This window comes from Nocardia sp. 852002-51101_SCH5132738 (assembly GCF_001665695.1).
In the GTDB taxonomy this organism is placed as follows: domain Bacteria; phylum Actinomycetota; class Actinomycetes; order Mycobacteriales; family Mycobacteriaceae; genus Nocardia; species Nocardia nova.
In genome coordinates this window covers 125,073-147,931 of the sequence record NZ_LZML01000183.1, presented here as the reverse complement: position 1 = coordinate 147,931, position 22,859 = coordinate 125,073, and the positions used below count along the sequence as shown (strand labels likewise).

Here is a 22,859-nt window from a genome sequence, read left to right as displayed (position 1 = left end):
GTCCGTAACCCGTTTTTTACGCGCGATTCAGCGCACGGGACGTCACCCCGATCGGAAACGAGGAGAGGCCACCGTGCGATTGGAGACGTTATCGAGACCGCGTGCCTGCCCTGCGTAGCTGAGGACCCCCTCTCACCGAGCTTGGCGAGCACTGATGAGACAACTCATCGCCGTACCATGACGACGTGCCACCCGACCTCCGGGCGGCCCGAAAACCCCACTCGCACAAGGCATATGAAGGCCCTGTCGGATGGGTAGGAACTACGAGCGATTTGTCCGTATTAAAGTGGAAGGCGTTTTGTCGAGCGGGTCGATCCCCCCGCCACGCCACGGTTTCGGAAGCTTGTGTCGGCATTGTGTCCGACCCGGGGACGCCGCCCCGGCGAGCATTGTTTCACTCCTGCGCACGACGATGTCACGCGGAGTGACCTGTTACGGCCCACGCTGTGCGGAAAACCGTTGTACCACACCTTGTCGATACTACTGAACAGCGCCTTTGCTGTCCGGCACTCGCCGTGAATTCCGGCAGGCTCCGAGCATAACCTTCCGATACGACCGATTCCGCGAAGGACACCACGAGCCGCGATACCGGAGATGTCATGCGCGTAATTCCGATTTACGGTCCGAGGAATAGCCGCTCGTTCGGCAAGCGGGTCTCCGGGAGACGCCCGTCGATCGTGCCGAGAACGAATTCGAGCGTGCACCAGCGCTTGCGCCGCCAGTCCCGGACGATGTTGTCCACCGCCGCGGCGGCGGTCCGGTAATCGAAGGCCGTGCCACCCAGCCAGATACGCACGTGCACATCGTTGTGCGCGGCGTCGCCTCCCCTGCCGGGCCTCAGCACGGCGCCGGGAGGGCCGAGGTCGCGCTGCCACCGCAGCGCCGCTGCCGATTCTCTGCGTTCATCTTCGTCCCCGAGCGGTAGTGCCGGCCTGACTTCGGTCCAGCCTTCCTTCCACTCGGGCGATCGACCACCGTAGAACTACGTACTTTTCCTACGCAGCGCGTTCCTACGTAGTCCCTACCCCTCCGCGGTCACCGCCTGGGCGCCGAATCCGGAACCCCAGCTCCGCAGCGCACGGTCGAGGATATCGGTGAGTTCCTGATCGGGATGGTCGAGCCAATGTTCGTATCCGGCGATCGCGACACCGAGGGCACAGTGTCCCGCGACCTGAGCGAGCAGGTCACGAGTGCCGACCCCCAGCCGGGCCGCCACGAACTCGGCGACCACGTTGCGCCACTCCTGATAGCGCAGCGTCGAATGCGCCTGCAGCGCGGGCACTTTCAGGATCAACTCCATGCGCTTGCGGTGCCAGGGCACCTGAGCCGGGTCGAAGCGGTTGAACTCGACCACCACACTGCGGACCGCGTCGGCGACCGGCTGTTCGGGCGGACACCGGTCGAACAGATCGCGCATCGCCTGCAGCTGGTCGCTGAAATTGCCCCACACGACGTCGTTCTTCGATTCGAAGTAGCGGAAGAAGGTCCGCTTACTGACACCGACGGCGGCCGCGATGTCCTCGACGGTGGTGTCGTCGAACCCGCGCTGTTCGAACAATTCGAATGCGACTCGTTCCAACTCGTCCGCGCTGGTAGAGGGCTTGCGCCCCGCCCTGACGCGAGGCGTGACGGGTTTTTCCGCCGTCACCCCTTCCATTTTGTCACTCGGTGACATTATGCTGTGCCTCACACCCGTTACCCCGATCCCATCCCCTAGGAGCGGTCATGAACGAACCCATCACCAGCCAGACAGTAGTCCCCGCCGAGGACGCGCTCGTCGAAGACGACCTGCTCGTCGAGGATGTCTCGATCGATGGCATGTGCGGTGTCTACTGACGGCTTCGATCCGGCCGGCTCCTATCGGCTCGCGCTCTCGATCTCGCTGCGGCCCGAGCCGTTCGGAGCGCTGGTCTACGACTTCACCACCCGGCGGCTGTCGTTTCTGAAAACGAAGCAGCTGGTGGCGGTCGTGCAGGGACTGGCCGAGCAGCCCGACGCGGCCGCCGCGCTGGCGGCCGCGGGGGTGGCCGAGACCGAACGTCCCAGCTATGTGAAGGCGCTCGCCGGTCTGCTGCAGGCGGGCACCATAGTCCCGCGCCCCGCCGGTGCCGAGGAACAGGATCACCGATGAAACTGGTCGAACATTTCAAACACGGTCTCGACGCCCCGATCTGCCTGACGTGGGAACTCACCTACGCCTGCAACCTCGCGTGTGAGCACTGCCTGTCGTCGTCGGGCCGCCGCGACCCGCGCGAGCTGTCGACCGCCGAATGCAAGGCGTTCATCGACGACCTCGAACGCATGCAGGTCTTCTACGTCAACATCGGCGGCGGCGAACCCACCGTCCGCGGCGACTTCTGGGAACTGCTCGACTACGCGGTCGCCCATCATGTGGGAGTCAAGTTCTCCACCAACGGGATTCGGCTCACCCCCGAGCGGGCCCGGCAGCTGGCGGCCACCGACTACGTGGATGTGCAGATCTCCATCGACGGCGCCACCGCCGAGGTCAACGACGCGGTCCGCGGTCCCGGATCCTTCGACACCGCGATGCGGGCCATGGGCAACCTGGCCGACGCCGGGTTCGAGAACTTCAAGATCTCGGTCGTGATGACCCGCCACAACGTGGATCAGCTCGACGAGTTCAAGGCCATCGCCGACCGGTTCGGCGCCCAGCTGCGCATCACCCGGCTGCGCCCGTCCGGACGCGGCGCCGACGTATGGAACGAGCTGCACCCGACCACCGCCCAGCAGTTGCAGATCTACGACTGGCTCGTCGCCCACGGCGAAGGCGTGCTCACCGGCGACTCGTTCTTCCACCTCAACGCCCTGGGCTCCACCCCGATCGCCGGACTGAACCTGTGCGGCGCGGGCCGCGTGGTGTGCCTGGTCGACCCGGTCGGCGACGTCTACGCCTGCCCGTTCGCCATCCACGACGAATTCCTCGCGGGCAACGTCCGCTACACCGGTGGATTCGAAAAGGTCTGGCGCACATCGGATCTGTTCGAGCGGCTGCGGCAACCACAGACCGGTGGCGCGTGCACGTCGTGTTCGGCCTACGACGCCTGCCAGGGCGGATGCATGGCCGCCAAATTCTTCACCGGACTACCCCTGGACGGGCCGGACCCCGAATGCGTCAAGGGCAACGCCGAACTCGCCCTGGCCGGCGTCGGCGCGAAACCGCAGCCGGACAAGAACCATTCGCGCACCGCAGCACCCCGTCGAGCGGTAGCCCTCGGCATACCCACGCGTGGTCGCACCACCGCTCCCGATCGAGCGTGCGACACCAGCCCCCTCGCCGGGCTCACCTGACCTCCGTAACCATCCGACCAAACGAAGTCTCGTCGCGGCCTGCTGTACCTCCTGCCCAACTGTTCAAGACCCTCAGTCGCTTCGGTAACACCAACGGCTCGCAGCACGCACTTCACTTTCAGCACAAGGATTCTCATGGCAAGCACCCGTGACTGGTTCGAATCGGTCGCCGAGGCCCAGCGCCGCGCGAAGAAGCGCGTCCCCAAGGCCGTCTACCTGGCCCTGCTCGCCGGCTCCGAAGCCGGCGCCACCCTCGACGACAACGCCGCCGCCTTCACCGAACTCGGCCTGCGCCCGCACATCGCCGACCTGCCCGCCACCCGCGACCTGAGCACCACCGTTCTCGGACAAGACATCTCGATGCCTGTCATCTGCTCCCCCACCGGCGTCCAAGCGGTCGACCCCGCGGGAGAGGTCGGCGTCGCACGCGGGGCCGCGATGTCGGGCACCGCGCTCGGCCTGTCGTCGTTCGGCTCCAAACCGATCGAGGAGGTCATCGCCGCCAACGACAAGACCTTCTTCCAAATCTATTGGCTCGGAAGCAAAGACGACATGGTCGCCCGCCTCGACCGCGCCCGAGAAGCCGGCGCCAAAGGCATCATCGTCACACTCGACTGGGTGTTCGCCACCGCCCGCGACTGGGGCAGCCCGCCACTGCCGGAGAGGATCGACCTGAAGACCGCGGTGCGATTCGCGCCCCAGGTCGTCACCAAACCCGGCTGGCTGCTGCGCTTCGCCCGCTCCGGCAAACTCCCCGACCTCACCACCCCCAACCTCGTCCCGCGCGGGCAGCAGGGCCCGACCTTCTTCGGCGCCTACGGCGAATGGATGGGCACCCCACCGGTCACCTGGGACGACCTGGCTTGGTTGCGGCAGCAATGGGACGGCCCGTTCCTCATCAAGGGCATCGGCCGCCCCGACGACGCCAAACGCGCCGTCGACATCGGCGCCACCGCCATCTCCGTCTCCAACCACGGCGGCAACAACCTCGACACCACCCCGGCCGCGATCCGCATGCTGCCCAGCGTGGTTCAGGCCGTCGGCGGACAGGTCGAAATCCTGCTCGACGGCGGAATCCGGCGCGGCAGCGACGTCGTCAAGGCACTCGCCCTCGGCGCCGACGCGGTCATGATCGGCCGCCCCTACCTGTGGGGCATGGCCGCCGCCGGCGACCGCGGCGTCCACAACGTCCTCGAGGTCATCCGCCAAGGCATCGACTCCGCCCTGTACGGACTCGGCCACGCTTCCATCCACGACCTCACCCCCGACGACGTCATCGTCCCCGACGGCTTCACCCGAGGCATGTAGTGGCCCCCGCCCCGGTCGCCATCGTCACCGGCGCCGCCCGGGGCATCGGCGCCGCCACCGTGCACCGGCTCGCCGCCGCGGGCTGGCGCGTCGTGGCCGTCGACATCTGCCGCGACGATCCCGCTCTCGGCTACCCGCTCGGCACCCGCGACCAGCTCGCGGCGGTGGCCGCCGCGCACGCGGGGACGGTCGTCGATGTCGAAGCGGATGTGCGCGACGTCGAAAGCCTCGGCGGCGCAGTCGAAATCGCGCTGGACAGGTTCGGCCGGCTCGACGCGGCCGTCGCCGCCGCGGCCGTCATGACCGGCGGCCGGCCGTTGTGGGAAACCACCCACTCCGACTGGGAGCCCATGTTCGACATCGGCGTCCACGGCATCGCCAACCTCGCGAGGGTCGCCATCCCCGCGATGCTCGCTCGCCCCGAACCTCGCACCGGCCGCTTCATCGCCCTCGCCTCCGCCGCCGCCCATCACGGCATGTGGCATCTCTCCGGCTACAACGCGGCCAAACACGCCGTCGTCGGTCTGATCAAGGGACTCGCTCACGATCTGCGCGGCACCGGCATCACCGCCACCGCCGTCTCCCCTGGCTCCACCCGCACCGCCCTGCTCACCGAAACCGCCCGCATCTACCACCTCGACACCGTCGAGGAATTCGCCTCTCACCAACTCCTCGACCGCATCCTCGAACCGGACGAGGTCGCCGCCGCCATCGTATGGCTGTGCACCCCCGAATCCGCCGCCGTCACCGGAACTGTGGTGCACGCCGACGGCGGATTCCTGGGATGACTGCCGAAGCGCTCGAGCGGCCGGATGTCACAACTGGGTGCCCCCCACCGTCCACCACACGTTCGGCGCCGGTGGTGTAGGTCGCGTCACTCTCGATTGCGCTGACGTAGCCTGTCGGTACTTCTGACCAATCGACCGGATTGGAGTGCGGTGACACATCCGCCAGTATTGGTACTCGGAGCTACGGGGGGACAAGGCGGCGCTGTTGCCGACGCATTGCTGTCGCGCGGGGTGGCGGTGCGCGCGATGGTGCGCGATCCGCGGAGCCGTGGGGCGCAGCGGCTCGGTGAGCGCGGCGCGGAACTCGTGAGCGGATCGCTGGACGACCGGGCCGCGCTCGCGGCGGCGATGGCGAATGTCGCGGGCGTGTTCGCCCTGACCACACCGTTCGAGACGGGTGTGGATGCGGAGGTCCGGCAGGGGCGGGCGATCATCGGGGCGGCCGGCGATGCGGGGGTGCCGCATCTGGTGTTCAGTTCCGTGGCGTCGGCGGACCAGAACACGATGATTCCGCATTTCGAGAGCAAAGCGGTGATCGAGCAGGAACTCACGGCCAGTGGTCTGCCGGCGACCGTCGTCGCACCGACATATTTCTTCGACAACGCGCTCGGTGGCCGCCGGGAGCTTCTCGACGGCGTGCTGGAGCTACCCATACCTTCCGATCGCCCGCTACAGCAGCTTGCGCGAGAAGATCTCGGGCAGTTCGTCGCTCATGTACTGCGCGAGCCGGACCGCTATCTCGGCGAGCGCGTCGAACTGGCCGGCGACGCCCCCACACCCGCCGACATGGCCGCCGACATCGGTGACGCGCTGGGCCGGCCCGTCGTCCATCGGCAGACGTCGCTCGAGGCCATCGGCAATCCGGATATGCACGCCATGTGGGCATTCCTCGACGCCGACGGCTACCGCGTCGACATCGAGGCTCTGCATCGCGCGACGCCCGAGGTCGAGTGGACGTCGTTTCGTAGTTGGGCGCTATGGACCCTTCCCGCGGTAGCGGCGGAATCTCCTCGCAATCCGTGACTCGAATCGACATCGACAACGAAGGGACCATCGATATGTCGGAGACGAATTCCACCGCGTGGCCGCGGTTGCGGGTTGCGGAGTGGGCGCAGACGCGGGAGACCCTGCATATGTGGATGCAGATCGTGGGGAAGGTTCGGCTCGCGCATGCTCCGTTGTTGAATCACTGGTGGCAGGTCACGCTTTTCGTGAGCCCGCGGGGGCTGATGACGCCGGCGATTCCCTACGGTGATCGGCTGTTCGATATCGAATTCGACTTTCTCGCGGATCGGTTGGTGATCCGCGCCGACACCGGCGATATGCGCAGTGTGGCGCTCGCACCGAAAACTGTGGCGCAGTTCTACGCCGAAACCATGCAGGCGCTCGACGAGCTCGGGTTGCGGACGCGGATTCAGGGGCGGCCGAACGAGGTCGATCCGTCCATTCCGTTCGCCGAGGATACCCGGCACGCCTCCTACGATCCGGAGTCCGCGCGGACGTTCTGGCGCCAGCTCGTGCATGCGAATCGCGCGCTCGGCGAATTCCGGTCGGGATATGTCGGCAAGTCCAGTCCGGTGCATTTCTTCTGGGGCGCGATGGATCTCGCCTATACCCGGTTTTCGGGGCGAACCGCGCCGGAACACGGCGGCGGTGCGCCGCACTGTGCCGATTGGGTCATGGTGGAGGGGTATTCCCACGAACTCAGCAGCTGCGGATTCTGGCCCGGCGGCGGCGAGGAAGGCGCGTTCTACGCCTACGCATATCCCGAACCCGAGGGCTACCGCGAGCGGCAGCTGCAGGTGCCGGGGGCGGGCTACGACGCCGCGCTGGGGGAATTCGTCCTTCCGTACGAGACCGTGCGGACGGCGGATGATCCGAACGCCGTGGTCGCGGCCTTTCTGCGCGAAACATATGCGGCCGCAGCCGAATTGGGCCGGTGGGATCGCGCCGAACTCGAATGCGATCCGCATCGGTGGGCCGAGAAGAAAGCGGCCGCGCCCTGGTCGCTGCGCTGACGGACGCGACACAGCGCCGCGGCCGGCTCGCACCGATGCGAGCCGGCCGCGGGGTCCGACGCGCTACACCCGCACGGCGAAGCGGAGCTTACGTCCCAGGGTGTGCGGTTGCGCCTGGGAGATGATCATCTCCTGGACCCGTTCCCGGCTGGTGCGGACGAACTCGACCGCCTCCTTCACCGCCACATCGATATCCATGACGGTCGGAATGTCGAGCACCTGCACGATCTGCTCGAGCCGCTGTTCAGGGGTGCCGCGCACTGTCACCACGGGCGCCCCCAGCTCGCTGATGGTGTGCAGCAGTTTGCTGTCGGAGATCGCACGGTAGCGCTCGTCCACCGGACGATGTCCGTCGGGATCCATCGGCACCTCCACCGGAAGGTGGAAGAAGATGTCGTAGCCCTTGCGGGCGCGCTGGCGCGCCATCTCGCCGTAGGCGTCCAGGTAGCGCCGGAAGAACGGGCGGCCCGGCAGGGTCACGGTGTTCTTGACGATCTTGTGGAAGCGGGTGGACCCCGGATTCGGGCCGGTGATCAGGCGGGTCGCACCGTAGACCCATTCGTTGAGCACCGATCCGTCGGCGATGAAACCGTTGCCCTGCGCCTCGAGCAACGTCTCGGCCTCGATGCGCAACTCCAGGCGGCGAAAGCCCAGCGCCATCAGTTCGGTGGTGTTCAGATCCTGGAAACGCATCCCGGGGAAGAATTCGGTCACCACCTCGCGCGCCGAGGAGGCGTCGACCCGTGGGATGCCGGTGAGCAGCGCCAGCGCGGTGGACGTGGTCGTCTTACCGGTGGAGTACGTGCCGGAGACGACGATGCGCCGATAGTTTGTTCCGGACATGGAAAGCCTTTCGAGAGAAGTTTTTTCGAGATCAGGCCGGTAGCTGGTGGGCGAGGTCGTAGCGGATCGAGCAGCCGGCGAATTCCGACTCCCAATTCGAGATCCGCCATTTACCCCCGCCGAATCCCAGAACCATCGAGCGCCCCATCCGCGTGGTCGCCGAACCCGGCGTATACGGCGGCGGGGGCGCCTCCGCCCGCGCGGTCATCCGGCGCATCCACAACGTCTCACTGTCCTTGCGGGCGATATTGTCCAGCTCGTACAGCACGACCTGCGACAGTTGCGCCAGGATCACCGTGGCGTCGACCAAGGTGATCGAGGGCTGGTAGAAATCGGCGACTCCGGTGCCCGACGCGTCCGAATCCCCCAGCGAGAGAGTGAATTCCGCACTCGCGCTCGTCCCCTCGCCGTCGAGGCGGATATCGCGCAGGTACTGGCTGCGCCCGTAGACCGGACCGTGCGAGTAGCCGCCCACCGACTCGGCCACCGTCCGCGCCGGACCCGGCGCCGGGAACCGGGGTGGGGTGGGCAGCGCGACAACGGCCTCCAATTCCATTGTGCTGCCGAATGATCCGGAAATGGTCAAGGTATTCGCCGTACTGCCCGTGACGGCCGCCTCGATCGGGAACCGGTCCAGGTTCTCGGTGGCGACCGTGCCGCTGCTGAATTGCACGAACGGCATCCAGCACCGGCTGATGTCGGCATCGCTCAGACCGCACTCGCGCAGGATCACCGCCAGCAGCCGGTACCCGAAGATCGAACAGTCGATGCTGCTCAGGTGCGGGGTGAGTACCCGGGTGCTCTTCTGCGACCAGTCCAGCGGGTAGCGCACCCCGGCGACGGCGGTCAGTGCCGGCCCCGTCGGCCGCGGCTCGACGGTGATGTCGAAGATCTCGTGGCCGATGCGCTTGTAGCCTTCACCGAAGAATCGGCCGGTCCGATCTCCGAGCACCGTATCGATATCGGGATAGGCGATCTGTCCGGTACTCATGCCGCATCCGCCTCGTCCTCGGGATCGTCGGCCGGACCGGCGGCGACGATGGCCACCGGTTCGCTCGCGGAGCTTTCGCCGAACCGCTCGACCACCCGGGCCGCGATGCCGCGCAACGACAGTCCGCGACTGAGCTCCAGCGCGGAGATCTTCACTTCCAGTGACTTCTCGGCACGAGCGCCGAATTCCATGGCCATGAGCGAATCCATTCCCACATTGGTGACCGGTTCGTCGATATCGACCGTCTCGACGGCGACGCCCAGCACCACTGCCAACTGCTCGGCGAGCTGGCGGGCCGCGAAATCGGCGCGCTGTTCGGGCGGCAATGCCATCACCTCGCCGCGCAAACTGCCCTGCCCTTCACCGCCGACGCCGGCATCGGCCAGCAGTTGCCGGAAGCGCCGGGTCTCGACCGAGGGCCGGGCGCCGCTCGCCCACACACCCCAGTCGATATCGGCGACCGCGACCTGCGCGGTGTCCAGCGCGAGGCATTCCGCGAGCAACGCCGTCGCGCGATCCATATCGATCGGGCGAAAGCCCAGCATCTTGACGTACCCGACGAGCGCCTCACTGCCGTCGGCCATACCGCCACCGGCCATGAAGCCCCAGTTCACCGACAGCGCCGCGGCACCACGACCGCGCCGGCTCGCGGCCAGACCGTCGAGTGCGGCATTGGCCGCCGCATAGCCGACCTGCGGTGTGATGCAGCCCAGCGCGCTGATCGAGGAGTAGAGCACGAACATGTCGGGCTCGATCCCGGTCGCGGTGAGTGCGCGGTCGAGGTTGTAGGCGCCGCGCACCTTGGTGAACAATCCGCTCAGCGAGTCGCGCGTGATCTGCGGAATCGGCAGATTGTCCACGACACCGGCGGCGTGGAAGATGCCCCGCAGCGGCGCGGTGCTCCGAATCCGTTGCAGCAGTGCGACGGTCGCGGCGTAGTCGGCGATGTCCAGGCGTTCCTCGACCACCTCGATGCCCGCCTCGCTGAACGCCGCCACCTGGGCGACGGCCTGCGGCGTGACGGCGCCGTGCCGGCCCACCAGTACCAGCCGCCGTGCTCCCGAGCGGGCCAGCCAGCGAGCGGTGGCCAGACCGAATCCGCCGAATCCACCGGTGACCAGATAGACCCCGTCCGGGTCGATCACCGGATGCCCGAGTGGTGGCCGCACCGCGGGCTCCTGCTCCCGCATATCGATCACCACGCGACCCACATGCTGTGAGCGCGCGACACTTTCGAACGCGGCCGGCAACTCCGAGGCCGGATACGCCGTATAGGGCAGGTAGCGGTAGGTGCCGTCCTGCAGCCGCTGCTGCGCGATCCGCAGCGGCGCCCGCAGAATTTCCGGATCGTGGGCCAGCGCCCGGTCCATATCCACCGCGAAGAAGGTCAGGTTGCGGTCGAACGGGGCCAGGTCGATCACACCGCCGCCGTAGATGTCGGCCTTGCCGATATCGACGATCCGGCCGAATTCCGCTGCGACCCGGAAGTTCTGGCGCAGGATCTCACCCGGCGCGGAGCTGTAGACCACATCGACGCCACGGCCACCGGTCAAGGCCGCGATCTCGTCGGCGAACCCCGCGGACCGCGAGTTCAGGACATCGTCGACGCCCAGCTGCCGCACCTGATCGCGTCGCGATTCCGTACTGGCGGTGCCGATGACGCGGGCGCCGATGTGCTGGGCGACCTGCACCGCGGCCATTCCCATGCCGCCGGCCGCACCGTGCACGAGCACGGTCTCACCGGGTTGCAGCCGCGCCAGCGTCCGCAGACCGAAATCCGCTGTCAGATACGGCAATCCGGAACCACAGGTGAGCGGATCGTAGCTCTCGCCGGGATCGAGCCGATGCGGGAGCGAGGCGCCCGCGTCGACCGGCATCGTCACATAGCGGCGCAGGATGTCGCCCGCGCACACCATCATCCGGTCACCCACGGCAACCTCGTCGACATCCGCCCCGACCCGGGTCACCACACCCGAGCCCTCCATACCGACGGTCATGGCGAAGTACGTGTCGCCGAGTTCCTTCTCGGTCAGCACGCCCAGGACCTTCATGGCGTCCTTGTAGTTGAGACCGACGGCATCCATCCGCAGTTCGACCTCGCGCGGTCCGGGCGCGCGCCGCGGGGATTCGCGCAACGCGAGATCCGACAGCAGCCGCGAACGCGGAATCTCGGCCTCGAATCCGGCTTCCGGATCGGTGAGCGGCCGGGCAGTATCACGCTGCCGCAGATAATCGTCCAGATTCTGCGCGATCCGCACGGCCCAGGGGGTGCCCGCGCGCACCGCGATCTCGTCACCGATGTCGTCGGCGACAACCAGTGCGCGGCAGTCGTCCCAGCCCGCCCCGTCGAGGTCCAGCAGACGCCATCCGGCCGCCGGCTGCTCGTTGAGCAGCGCCCGTCGCGCCCCGACCAGCGCCCCGTGTTCGGGATGAGTGGCCGTGTCGGACGGCGTGCACAGGGCGTGCTCGGTGATCACCACGCACCGCAGATCGGTCGAATCGTCCTCGGCGAGCAGCGCTTCCACTACCGCCGCGATCCGCGCGAGGGCGTAGACGGTGCCGTCGGCGGGCGCATCACCGCAGGCCACCACGGCGACGTGCCGGGGACCGGTTGCCGAGGTGAGCGCCGCACGCAGCCGCTCCTCGTCGATCTCGTCCACATCGGCGAGCACCACACTCGTCGCCGAGTCCGCGCCGGCCAGGGCGGCGACCCGTTCGGCGGTATCGGCGCCGATGCCGATGACGACCAATCCTGCTGTCGCCGAAGGCAACTCGCCGTAGTCGACCTCTTCCCACACCTGCTGGTAGAACACCCCACCCAGTTGATGGACCACATCGGGCCGCACCGACACCGGGCGGAACTCCACCCCGGTCATCCGCATCGACACCGCGCCGTCCTCGTCGAGGATGGCGATATCGGCGCGCAAGGGATCGGTGCCGCGCCGGGTGACGACCACCCGGGGCCGCTGCGGCAGCGGGGCCAGCAGGCGGACGCTGCCGATGGCTGCGGGGACGATCGCGCCCGCGTCGGGACCGCTGTCGGCGGCCAGCGCGGCGACGCACTGCAACGCCGCGTCCACCACCGCGGGATGAGCCAGGTGCGGGTGGTCCGGATTCGCGGGCGCATCGCCGGTGACGCTGGCCAGCACGGTATCGCCGCCGATGACCGCGGAGACGATGCGCTGGAACGCCGGGCCGTAGTCGAGACCGCGCGCGGCCAGGCCCGTGTACAGGTCGGCGCCGGCCACCACGGCCGCTCCCTCGGGCGCGCCGAACGGTTCGACCGCCGTGTCGAAATCGGTTTCGACGAGCCGTCCGACCGCGTTGCGGGTCCAGACCTCGGCCGAGGCCGGGCGGGAGTGGACGGCGAAACGCCGCGTGCTCTCCTCCACCGTGACGCGCAGGACGGGGACGTCGTGTTCGTCGATCACCAGCGGTGCGACGAATTCGATGTCCTCGAGCCCGATCCGGCTGCGGCCCGTCCGCTCGGCCGCCGCGCTGAGGGCCGCGTCGAGGTAGGCCGCGCCGGGCAGCACCACATGGCCGTCGACGACATGATCCGGAAGCCACGGCAGTCGCGACACCGACAGCTGCACTTCCCATTCCGATCCGGCGCCGACCGTGGTCTCGCCCAGCAGCGCGGGGCTGTTCGCGGCGCCGAGTTTGTCGCGCGTCGTGATCGGCTCGTCGTGCCACAGCCGCTTGCGCTGCCACGGGTAGCTCGGCAGCGCGACATACGGCGACCGCGCCGCCTCCGGATGTCCGGGGACCCTGGTGCCGTCGAGGGAACCGGCGACATACAGGTCCGTCACCGCCTGCAGGATGTGGCGGCGGTCGTCGCGGTCGCGCGAGAGCGTGCTCACCGCCGCGCCGACCACACCGCGGTGGATCAGCAGCTCGCGGATATTGCCGCTGAGCACCGGATGCGGCCCGACCTCGACGAAGACCCGATGTCCGGCGTCGAGCAGGCTCGATATCGCGTCGGCGAAGCGTACGGGTTCGCGTACGTTGCGGCACCAGTAGGCCCCGGTCCACGCGGTGCCCTCGAGCGCGTCGGCGGTGACCGTCGAATAGCTGGGCACGGTGGCCGCTCCCGGGGTCAGCTCCGCCAGCGCGTCGGCCAGATCCGCCAGAATCGGATCCATCAGATGGCTGTGATAAGGCACCTCGACTCGCAGCATGCGCGCGAAAGTCCCTGTCGCCGAGAGCATATCGCGCAGCATCTCCAGATCGGCGCTGTCGCCGGCGAGAGTGACCGCGCTGGGGCTGTTCACCGCCGCGATCGAGATGCCGGGGCTGTCGGCCAGCAAGGTCCGGACGTCCGCCTCGGGCATGCCGACCGCGAGCATGCCCCCGGTTCCGGCGGTGGTGGCCTGCAATCGGGACCGGTGATAGCTGACCAGGACCGCGTCGCGGAGCGACAACGCGCCCGACACATACGCCGCGGCGACCTCTCCGACACTGTGACCGACGACCACGGCCGGACGCACGCCGTACTCGGCGAGCTCGGCGGTCAACGCCACCTGCAGCAGGAAGTTCGCCGGTTGCGCGACGGCGGTCTGCGCGACCTTCGAATCCTGCTCCCCGGCAAGCATTTCCGACAGAATCGACCACCCCGCCACCGCGGTGAATTCCGCGTCGACCTCGCGGGCCACGCGGGCGAAGGTGGTGTCGGCGGTGAGCAGTTCGCGGCCCATCCCCCACCACTGCGGGCCCATACCGCTGTAGACGAACACCGGCTCGACCGAACCGTCGCCGACCGCGCGGGCGGGCGCCTTACCCGCACCGGATGCGAAGTCGTGCAGCTGAGTACGCAGATCCTCGGCATCGCGGTAGACGAATCCGGTGCGCAGCGAATGGTGCGCGCGCCGGGTCCACAGCGCCGCCGTCACCGAGTCGACGGTGTCGTCGCGCAGGGTTCGGGCCAGTTCCGCCGCGGTCTGGCGCACCGCGGCCTCGGAGCGGCCCGACAGCGGCGCGATCCGCGGTACGTCGAGTCGTTCGGGGCTTGCGGCCGAAGCCGGCGCCTCGGTCAGAATCACGTGGGCGTTGGTGCCGCCGTAGCCGAATCCGTTGACCGCGACCGCACGCTGCCCGGGGGTGCCCGGCAGCGGCTCGCTGTCGAGCGGCACCCGCAGGCGCCATTCGTCGAACGCGATCTCCGGGTTGGGATTCGACAGCGAGAAGTGCGGCGCGACCGTGCCGTGGTGGAGGGTCAGCGCGGCCTTGATCAGGCTCGCCACCCCCGCCGCCGCTTCGGTGTGGCCGAAGTTGCTCTTCACCGATCCGACCGGCACCGCGGCGGTCCGCCCGTCGACGGCGCCGTAGACCTGACCGAGCGCCTTCATCTCGATCGGGTCGCCGACCGCGGTGCCGGTGCCGTGTGCCTCCAGATAGCCGATGTCGCGGGCCGCGATGCCGGACTCCTCGCGGACCCGCGCGGCGAGTTGTTGCTGGGCAACGGGATTCGGCACCGGAATGGCCATAGTCCGGCCGTCCTGATTGACGCCGGTCGCGCGGATCACCGCGTAGATCCGGTCCTTGTCGCGTGCGGCGGCATCGACCGTCTTGAGCACCACCGCGCCGGCCCCTTCGGCCCGGCCGTAGCCGTCGGCGCCGGCCTCGAACGTCTTGCAGCGGCCGTCGACGGACAGGAACCGGCCCTTGCACATGGAGATGAAGGTTTCCGGCTGCAGCATCGCATTGGCGCCGCCGACGATCGCGGTCTCGCACTCACCGGCGATAATCGCCCGCACCGCCAGATGAGTGGCCACCAGCGACGACGAGCACGCGGTGTCGACGGTCAGGCTCGGCCCGTGCAGATCCAGCAGATAGGAGATCCGGTTGGACAGCAGCGTGTGCGAGGCGCTCATCGCGGTGTGGTTGTTGATCGCCGACCGCACCAGCGGCCCGCTGCGCCCGAGCGCGTTGTCGAGAATGAAGCCGCCGACATAGACACCCACCCGGCCGCCGGACACCCGCCCGGCCATCCCGGCGTCGTCGAGCGCCTCCCAGGTGACCTCCAGCAGCAGCCGTTGCTGCGGATCGAGAATCGCGGCTTCGCGCTGGGCGATGCCGAAGAAGTCGGCGTCGAAGTCCCACAGCGACTGGGTGAGGAAGCCGCCTCGGCGGGTGTACATCCGGCCGGGTGCGTCCGGATCCGGGTCGTAGTACTTATCGATGCTCCATCGGTCCGGCGGAATATCCACGATTCCGTCGCCGCGCCCGAGCAGGAAATCCCAATAACCTTTCGGATCGGAAATGCCACCGGGAAAACGGCAGCCGATACCTACTATCGCAATGTCGACCATTGTCACTCCTGGCTGTGAACAGTGCCCGAATTCGTCGGGACGAACCGCGGCGTTGTCCAAATTCCGGACACCTGTACCGGATGCGTGCAGCTTATGGTGTGCGATTCGGAGCGGTCAACGAATTCCGAGCGCACACAAATGCGCGAGGCGCCGGTGCGTACCGGCGCCTCGCGCATTTTTCTGTCGGTCAATTCTGTACGGGAACGGGATCCGGCCCCGGCCGGGCCCGGGAATCCGGATCCGGCCCGCCCTCGAGTCCGGCCGGCAACCGCCGCAGCCATGTCGGCCCCCACCAGTTGGCCGCGCCCAGCAGGCGCATCAGGGCCGGGACGAGGATGCCGCGGATCAGGGTGGCATCGCTGAGCACCGCGAGCGCCAGTCCCAGGCCGAACAGCTGAATGAAGGAAACCCGCGAGGTCACCATCCCCGCGAAGGCGATCGTCATGAGCAGTGCGGCGGCGGTGAAAATGCGCGCCGTGCGGGCCACGCCGATCGCGACCGACCGGGTGTTGTCTCCGGTCACAATCCATTCCTCACGAATTCGAGAGAGCAGGAATACTTCGTAATCCATCGAAACGCCGAAGGCCAGACAGAACATGAGAATGGGCATGGTCGGAACCAGAAATCCGGTAGGCGTGAAACCGAATATTGCCGACAGATGACCTTCCTGAAAAATCCACACCATCGCGCCGAATGTCGCCGACAGCGACAGGGTATTCAGCAGCAACGCCTTGACCGGAAGCCACACGCTGCCGGTGAAAGCCAGGAGTACGAGCAGGGTCGACACGGCGATCAGGCCCAGCGCGAGCGGCAACCGAGAGGTCAACGCGTGCACCGAATCCGCGTTCTCGGCCGCGGCGCCGCCGTAGAGTGCCGGGCTCGGCGGGGGCACGTCACGAATCCGGTGCACCAGATCGTTGCCCGCCGGCGACGACGGGTCGGCCTCGGTGCCGACGCGCAGATAGGTTCCGGCCGGCGTGCTCATCCCGTCCGGCACCGCCGCGACCCGGGTTCCTTCGGCGAACACTCCCGAGGCGGACAACACCGAGGTCACGCCCTCGACCCGGGAGAGATTGGCGGCATAGTGCTCCAGCTCGGGTGAGACGAGGCCGTAGCCGGGCAGCGCCACGGTCACCGCCGCCATCGCATTCTCACGGAAGTCGCCGCGCAGCGCGTCACCGACCTCGTGACTGGACGCACCGTGCAGGACGCGGTCGTCGGCGGAGCCGAATCGCATCGAGAGGGCCGGCGTGCCCAGGACCAGCAACAGCGCCACCACCGCGACCGCGGACAGCACCGGCCGGCGCATCACCGCCCGCACCACCCGATACCAGCGGGTGTCGGCCGGCTGCGCGGGCACTCCGCTCGGTGCCGGTCGGCGAGCCCAGCGCCGCAACGGAACTCGCAGATCGAACCGGTGCAGGTGCGGCGCCGTCACCGCCAGCGCGGCCGGTACCAGCAGCAGGGTCGTGACCACGGCGGCGGCCAGTACCGAGAGCCCCGCGAAGGCCAGCGACCGCAGGAAATACAGCGGGAACACCAGCAGCGTGCACAGCGAAAGCCCCACGACCGCACCGGAGAACAGCACCGTGCGCCCCGCGGTCCGCGCGGTGCGCACGACCGCCGCACCGGTGTCGAGACCGGCCGCGCGTTCCTCGCGGAATCTGCTCACGAGGAACAGGCTCGAATCGATCGCCACGGCGAAACCGAGAGCGCTCATCATGTTCAGCGCGAAGATCGACACGTCGCCGAACTCGGCGAGGATGCGCAGCAGCGGCAGCGTGACCGCGATGGTGAACAGACCCACCGCCAGGGGTATCGCGGCGGCGATCACACTGCCGAAAACGATGATCAGCGCCAGCCCGGTCAACGGGACCGCGATCGCCTCGGTGACGATCAGATCCTTCACCACCTGCTCACTCATCTGATTCAACGCCACGGCCTGACCGCCCGCGAGTACGGTGACACCGTCGTAGTCACCGCCGATCCGATCGACGAGCGCGCCCGCACGCTGTGGTGCGGTGGTGTCGTCCCCCGCGACGTGCGCCAGCACCAGCGCCTCCCGGCCGTCTCCGCTGCGCAGCGCCGAGCGCAGATCCGGCGCCAGCTGCCAGTAGGACTGCACGGCGTCGACATGGTGGTCGGCGTGCAACTGCGCGACCACGCGTTCACCGGCCGTCCGTGCCGCTGCGGACTCGACTCCCCCGGGGGCGCGCACCAGCAGAACGACATTCGGCACGGCCGAGGGGAATTCGTCGCCCAGGAAGGACGACACGCGTGCCGATTCGGTATCGGGCGGCGAGAACCCGCCCGTCTTCAGATGCGTCGGCGCGGTGGCGCCGAAGGCGATGCTGACGATGCCCACCAGCAGACATGCCGCGAGGACCGCGCGGGCGTGTCGGGTGGCGAAAGCGGCGACGGTGGACAGCATGTGCCGAACCTCTCGGGAGTGCGACGAAACGGATGCGGGGCGTTCAGATGGCGGTGTCGGAGGACTGGATCCGGTCCGCGAACGCACGCCACTCCCGCGCGTTGCGGCTGGCCAGCTCCGCGACGGTCGCGGCCAGATGCGGCGGCACCGCTTCGGCCACCCGCGGCCACATCTTGCGGTTCATGGAATGGGAATGCAACCAGCGCAACAGATCTCGTCCCTGCTGACTCGCCCGCATGGCCGGGTCGCGGGTAAGTTTCTGCAGCAGTAGGGCATTGGTATCGGGCCCTTCGGCGGTATCGCCGTCCGAGCACAGACGCTCGCGCATCTTCTTCCGGATGGCGTGCGCGGTGCTGACCGACACATCGGCGGCCGCCGCCAGTGCGCGCAGCGGCATATCCGGTGAGGCCGTGAGCAATTCGATCACCTGCTGGCGCCGCCGGGAGGAATCCAGTGGCCGGGAACGGCCGTCGGCGCCTATCCGGATGTTCGACCGCGGAATTCCCCCGGTCGAACGCAATCTGATGCGCGCCACCGTCTTCGACGACAATCCGGTGCTGGTGGCGATGGTACGATCGGACAATTCGGGCATCGATTCCAGGATGCGCTCCGCGGCCGCCTTCCGGTCGGGCAGCGTCAGCGGAAGCCCGTGCACCACATTGGATTCGACGCCGCGCAGGAATGCCTCCGCGGCGCTGCCGTCGAAGAACAACACCTCGATATGGGTCATGCCCTTCATCCGCGCCGCATGCACGCGGTGCATCCCGTCGATCACCCGCATGGTCGCGCGGTGGACCAGGATCGGCGGCCACTGCGACTCGCTTTCGGCCAGCCGCACGATGTGGCGGCGATCCTCCCCGGTGGAACGCGGCGAATCCGCCGGCAGCAGCCGCTGCAGTTCGACTCGATAACACGCATCGGATGTCAGCGGCACCACTGCGCCGACGTTCGCTTTACGCTGAGCGGACATTCCAGCCCCCAAAAGAAGTTCGTCCGGAACGGGACCGGTCACCGATGACCGCAACCGGCCGTTCGAAACCCGGTGCCGGGCCGACCGATCGGTCACAGCGTAGGCGCGCCGGATGATCACGACTAGACTTTCCGAACAGAACGCTCCAGGAGTGCCCTCCATGACAGTCGTCGCCGAATCCGGCCGCGCCACCCTGCTCACCGCCGGCATGGTCGTAGCCGAACGCGAAGGACTACAGCGCCTTTCGATCAATGCCGTGGTCGAAGAGGCGGGCATGGCCAAGGGCACCTTCTATCGGCATTTCCCCAACCGCCACACCTACCTGGTGGCGCTGTATCGCCAGTTCTTCACGCTCATCAGCGCGCGAGTGGCGGAGGCGATCAGGGGGATGGCGCCGGGTCCGGACCGGCTCGCGGTCAGCGTCGACGCCTTCCTCGACGCCTGCCTGCACAGCTGCGGCACCGAGGCCTTCATGCTGCAAGCCCAGTCGGATCCCGGCCTGCGTACCGAGATCGCCCAGCGCCGCGAGGGTTTCCTCGCCGCCAGCCGGCCCGATATGGTCGCGGTCGGCTGGTCCGATCCGGATGCCGCGTCGATGTTGAAGGTCGCGATGGTGCGCGAGATCTGCATCGCCGAACTCGACACCCGCGCCCCGCGCGCCGACCTGCGCGCCGCGGCGAAGGCGATGCTCGCCGGTCGCCCGCCGCGCTGACCCGGCGGCTACGGTGCGATGCCGTCGAACTGCATCACCCAATACGGATTGTTCGTGGTGGTGTTCCATTGCGAGACATACAGAGTGATGTCCGTGAGTGAGCTCGACCGCGGGTGGATGTAGCCGCCGTAGAGTTGCGGGAAGGTACGAACCCAGAACTGCCACCACGGTGCGGAGGCGACGATCTGCCGTTTCGGCGACGTCCAGACGCGATCGATGGCCGGTGCGGTGCGGGTCGAGATGCAGGCGCCGGCGACGTCGAAGTAGGACATCACCCACGTCCCGGCGATGTTCTTCACACTCACCTCGCCGATCGGGCCCATACCGCCGAACAGCGGCGTGGGAGTGGGATTGCCCCACTGCCAGGCCGAACCGTTGTAGCCCCAGTATTCGTAATCGGCGCGGACGGCGATCTGCTGCCACGGCACGCGCATCAGGATCGGGCCGTTGCGATTGTGGCTGCGGCCCCACTCCTTGGAGACGATGTACAGATAGCCGTCACCGTTGTTGTTCCCGATGCCGGCGAAGGACTGCATCATGAACGGACTCCAGCCGGCGTAGCCGTCACTGCCGTCGTTGGGCCAGACGGCCGCGTAATCGGTCCAGGTCGCGCCGTCGTCGTCGGAGTAGGCCAGGCCACAGAACAGCGCGCCGTATCGATCGTCGGGGATGCTCCAGTCGTGAACACTGGTGTAGGTCAGCCACGTCCGCCCGTTCGGATCGACGAACGCGTCGTTGGGAATGCGGCTGACCTCCACCCCGTAGCCGTTGTCGGCGTTGTGGGCGTAGGTGAGCGCCTGGCGCGCCTGCGCGCCCCCGGGGGTCGCGGAAAAGGTGGTGGTGGCGTCCGGGAGGTTCGAACTGAACAGCAACACCGGCGAGCCGAGCCAGGTGCCGGACCCCTGACTGTCGCCGGTGAACGTGTCGCCGAAGACGAATCCCGACGCGCGCGGCGCGAAATGATCTCGGTCGTACGGGATTCCGAGATCGGTGCCACCTACACCGAATTGTCTGGCCGTACTTCCGGCGTACCCGGTGAGCGGAGTCCCCCAGTGCGTCGCCATCGCCGGCTCATGCCGGGGCGGCGAGCACGAACCGGGTCCATGCCGCGGCTCGGTTGGCGTTCTCGGTACACACCTGCCCGGTGGTCAGGTCGATGGCATAGACACAGCCGTCGGGGACCCCGCCGTTGAAGGTGGCGAACCAGGCCGTCGGCCCGGCCTGCGGTCCGGTACAGGATGCGACGTCGGCGAAAGCCCCTTCCGGGAACGCGATCTCGGCGGCCGTGGCGGTGGTGAGGGCGGCGAGGGTGCCGCCCGCGGCGGCCGCTGTCGCCGCCGCCCGGACCTGGGGCACGCAGTCGGTGATCACGAAGAAGCGGCCGTTCGTACTGGCGATTGTCGGCATGCGAATACTCCGTCGGGGGCTTTACGGATGGGGAGGCTGGAAGCCGGGGATATCGAGTTTCTGCCCGATGGCCGCGATGGCGTCGACCAGGGACCAGCCGCCCAGTTGCGGCCAGCCGGTGCCCTGCAGGCCGCGCATCTGGATCCACTCGTCGCGGATGCGTCCGTCGGAGTCACGCGGCAGCGGTACCTGGGTGGGACCCGGCGGCGCCGCGAAGCCTGGCAGGCCGAGGGTCTGCCCTACGCTGGCGACACCGTCGACGAGCGTATGGCCGGCCAGTTGCGGCCAGCCGTTGCCGCCGATGCCCATGAACTGAATCCACATGTCGGTCACCGGATCCGGTGCCACCGTGCCGACCCCGACCTGATTGGCGAAATCCTCCGGGGAGAAGCCGTCGGCGGAGTTCATATCGCAGTTGCCGAACGGCGGTGCGCCCTCGGGCAGGCCGCCGCCGTAGCCCTGACCGTCGGTGTACTGGTGCGCGATCTGGCCGGGCAGGTTCGGATTGCTGCCGTAACCCGCGCCGATCATGTTGAGGCCGTCCGGGCGCACCGGCCACATGCTGTCGAAATCCGGGCGGTTGGCGTAGCCGATGACCCGGCGGGTCGAGCCCAGCCAATCGGCCAGCCGCCAATAGGCGCGGTTGATTCCGTCCGACTGATCCCCGCCGGGATTGCCGCCCGACTCCACATCGATCATCGCGATCATCTTCGGATGCGGGCCACCCGCCTGACCGACCATGCCCCGGTGGGTGTCGACGGTATCGAGCCAGTTCGGCCGCCAATAGAAGTAGACGATGAAGCAGGCGATGCGTCCGGAATCGGCGGCCCGGGCCGCCCAGGCATAGTTCTGATAGAAGTTGTGGTCCTGGTAGGTCCCGTCGTTGGAACGGAACGAGAAGAGCTGATACGGGTAAGAGTCGTCGACCGGCACTTGGAACTCGGACACGTCGGCGAAAAGGGAATCGACCATATTCCCCTCCAAGAGTCGACCGGTCCTCGGCAGGACCGGGTTTCGAGTGGGTGGCTATCTCATTGTCCGAGGCTACGCCTGTCCCGTCATCGATAGTGCGGTTCTCGTGACCGCGTCGTAATCGGCGGTCTCCCAACGAAACCCGTCGAAGATCGAATTACCGCCCCTCGGCGCCCGGTACGAGGGCGCGCACCCGCAGCTGGTGTGCAGTCATTTGTCCGTTACCGCACGCCGTCGCCGCATGGTCGAGATACAGCGATGCGGTGTTGTCGGGCGGGTAGATTCGCAGCCCCGCCACGTCGACGGGCCCGCACTGCTCGGCCGGAATGTTGTGCACGTCGACCGCGAACACCAGCGCCGACGCCTGGCCGCCGGGCGTCAGCGAGACCGGACCGGACGCGGTTCCCTCGCGGGCGGCCGGAGTGCCGACGGGTGCGCTGTCGGGGCCGGTGGCGTAGGAGACGCCCGGGAAACCTTCGAGGACACACGGGCCGGACCCGTTGTTGGTGAACACGATCGGAAACGCGACAGTTCCGGCAGCGGCGTTCGCGGGACCGAGCGCGGCCGCGAGATCGGATGTCCGGCATTGTGCCGCAACGGCATTCGCGGCGCGGGTGGGCGGGGTACCATCATCGGAAGGTACCGAACCCACGTGTAAGGCCGGGGCCGCGCTCGTATTCGGAGTGTCCGGCGCCGACTGGTCCGACCCGCAGCCGGCGACGATCACAGCCACGGCCGCGGTGAGCGACCACCACGCCATCCGCCTTCTTTTCACAACACCCGACCGTACTCGGTTCGG

Annotated in this window: 18 protein-coding genes and 1 pseudogene; 8 read left to right on the top strand and 11 right to left on the bottom strand. The window is 68.0% G+C overall.

The window, feature by feature from the left end:
- Positions 1-616 precede the first annotated feature (616 nt).
- Together A5789_RS27700 and mftR are read right to left on the bottom strand one after the other, a co-directional pair.
- Complete coding sequence (locus A5789_RS27700) at positions 617-796, bottom strand: hypothetical protein (protein ID WP_146098736.1); 180 nt, start codon at positions 794-796, stop codon at positions 617-619.
- 225 nt (positions 797-1,021) lie between these two features.
- Positions 1,022-1,648, bottom strand: a complete 627-nt coding sequence (gene mftR / locus A5789_RS27695; protein ID WP_227462962.1) for a mycofactocin system transcriptional regulator — start codon at positions 1,646-1,648, stop codon at positions 1,022-1,024.
- 77 nt (positions 1,649-1,725) lie between these two features.
- On the opposite strand from mftR, the gene mftA reads away from it, so the two are divergent.
- The 7 genes from mftA to A5789_RS27665 all read left to right on the top strand — a co-directional run bounded on the left by mftA (position 1,726) and on the right by A5789_RS27665 (position 7,423).
- Complete coding sequence (mftA, locus tag A5789_RS36040; protein WP_081879272.1) at positions 1,726-1,836, top strand: mycofactocin precursor MftA; 111 nt, start codon at positions 1,726-1,728, stop codon at positions 1,834-1,836.
- Positions 1,826-2,131: a mycofactocin biosynthesis chaperone MftB gene (gene mftB / locus A5789_RS27690; protein ID WP_227462963.1), complete on the top strand. Its 306-nt coding sequence runs from the start codon at positions 1,826-1,828 to the stop codon at positions 2,129-2,131. Before mftA ends, mftB begins: the two co-directional genes overlap by 11 nt.
- The gene (gene mftC, locus A5789_RS27685) at positions 2,128-3,309 is read left to right on the top strand and encodes a mycofactocin radical SAM maturase (protein ID WP_064905129.1); all 1,182 of its coding nucleotides are present in this window, start codon (positions 2,128-2,130) and stop codon (positions 3,307-3,309) included. The genes mftB and mftC overlap by 4 nt, the downstream gene beginning before the upstream one ends.
- A 135-nt stretch (positions 3,310-3,444) precedes the next feature.
- Complete coding sequence (mftD, locus tag A5789_RS27680; RefSeq protein ID WP_064905127.1) at positions 3,445-4,617, top strand: pre-mycofactocin synthase MftD; 1,173 nt, start codon at positions 3,445-3,447, stop codon at positions 4,615-4,617.
- On the top strand, positions 4,617-5,405 hold the full coding sequence (locus A5789_RS27675) for a mycofactocin-coupled SDR family oxidoreductase (RefSeq protein ID WP_064905125.1): 789 nt from the start codon (positions 4,617-4,619) through the stop codon (positions 5,403-5,405). The genes mftD and A5789_RS27675 overlap by 1 nt, the downstream gene beginning before the upstream one ends.
- A 150-nt stretch (positions 5,406-5,555) precedes the next feature.
- Positions 5,556-6,428: an NmrA/HSCARG family protein gene (locus A5789_RS27670; protein WP_064905124.1), complete on the top strand. Its 873-nt coding sequence runs from the start codon at positions 5,556-5,558 to the stop codon at positions 6,426-6,428.
- Between the two features lie 35 nt (positions 6,429-6,463).
- A complete protein-coding gene (locus tag A5789_RS27665; protein WP_064905153.1) occupies positions 6,464-7,423 on the top strand; it encodes a DUF5996 family protein in 960 nt (319 codons plus the stop codon).
- A gap of 63 nt (positions 7,424-7,486) precedes the next feature.
- Here the strand turns inward: A5789_RS27665 and A5789_RS27660 are convergent, their stop codons facing one another.
- The 5 genes from A5789_RS27660 to A5789_RS27640 form a co-directional block, all read right to left on the bottom strand.
- Complete coding sequence (locus A5789_RS27660) at positions 7,487-8,266, bottom strand: ATP-binding protein (protein ID WP_064905122.1); 780 nt, start codon at positions 8,264-8,266, stop codon at positions 7,487-7,489.
- 31 nt (positions 8,267-8,297) lie between these two features.
- Positions 8,298-9,257 carry an AvrD family protein gene (locus A5789_RS27655; protein WP_064905121.1) on the bottom strand — a complete coding sequence of 320 codons (960 nt, stop codon included), beginning with the start codon at positions 9,255-9,257 and terminating at the stop codon, positions 8,298-8,300.
- Positions 9,254-15,568 (bottom strand): type I polyketide synthase, encoded by a 6,315-nt coding sequence (locus A5789_RS27650; RefSeq protein WP_064905118.1) that lies wholly within the window; start codon positions 15,566-15,568, stop codon positions 9,254-9,256. The genes A5789_RS27655 and A5789_RS27650 overlap by 4 nt, the downstream gene beginning before the upstream one ends.
- Before the next feature lie 187 nt (positions 15,569-15,755).
- Positions 15,756-17,999 carry an MMPL family transporter gene (locus A5789_RS27645; RefSeq protein ID WP_064905116.1) on the bottom strand — a complete coding sequence of 748 codons (2,244 nt, stop codon included), beginning with the start codon at positions 17,997-17,999 and terminating at the stop codon, positions 15,756-15,758.
- Between the two features lie 43 nt (positions 18,000-18,042).
- Positions 18,043-18,969 carry a ParB N-terminal domain-containing protein gene (locus tag A5789_RS27640; protein WP_064905150.1) on the bottom strand — a complete coding sequence of 309 codons (927 nt, stop codon included), beginning with the start codon at positions 18,967-18,969 and terminating at the stop codon, positions 18,043-18,045.
- A 160-nt stretch (positions 18,970-19,129) separates the two neighbouring features.
- Between A5789_RS27640 and A5789_RS27635 the strand changes: the two genes are divergently transcribed.
- Complete coding sequence (locus A5789_RS27635) at positions 19,130-19,681, top strand: TetR/AcrR family transcriptional regulator (protein ID WP_030518493.1); 552 nt, start codon at positions 19,130-19,132, stop codon at positions 19,679-19,681.
- Between the two features lie 8 nt (positions 19,682-19,689).
- Here the strand turns inward: A5789_RS27635 and A5789_RS27630 are convergent, their stop codons facing one another.
- From A5789_RS27630 to A5789_RS27615, 4 genes and pseudogenes are all read right to left on the bottom strand, one after another.
- Positions 19,690-20,745 carry a DUF4185 domain-containing protein gene (locus A5789_RS27630; protein ID WP_064905114.1) on the bottom strand — a complete coding sequence of 352 codons (1,056 nt, stop codon included), beginning with the start codon at positions 20,743-20,745 and terminating at the stop codon, positions 19,690-19,692.
- 7 nt (positions 20,746-20,752) lie between these two features.
- Positions 20,753-21,088: a PQQ-binding-like beta-propeller repeat protein gene (locus A5789_RS27625; protein WP_063014036.1), complete on the bottom strand. Its 336-nt coding sequence runs from the start codon at positions 21,086-21,088 to the stop codon at positions 20,753-20,755.
- 240 nt (positions 21,089-21,328) lie between these two features.
- Positions 21,329-22,060 (bottom strand): annotated as a pseudogene (locus tag A5789_RS38105) (hypothetical protein); the annotation flags it as partial.
- Between the two features lie 157 nt (positions 22,061-22,217).
- Positions 22,218-22,820 (bottom strand): DUF4232 domain-containing protein, encoded by a 603-nt coding sequence (locus A5789_RS27615; protein WP_063014038.1) that lies wholly within the window; start codon positions 22,818-22,820, stop codon positions 22,218-22,220.
- Between the last annotated feature and the right edge of the window lie 39 nt (positions 22,821-22,859).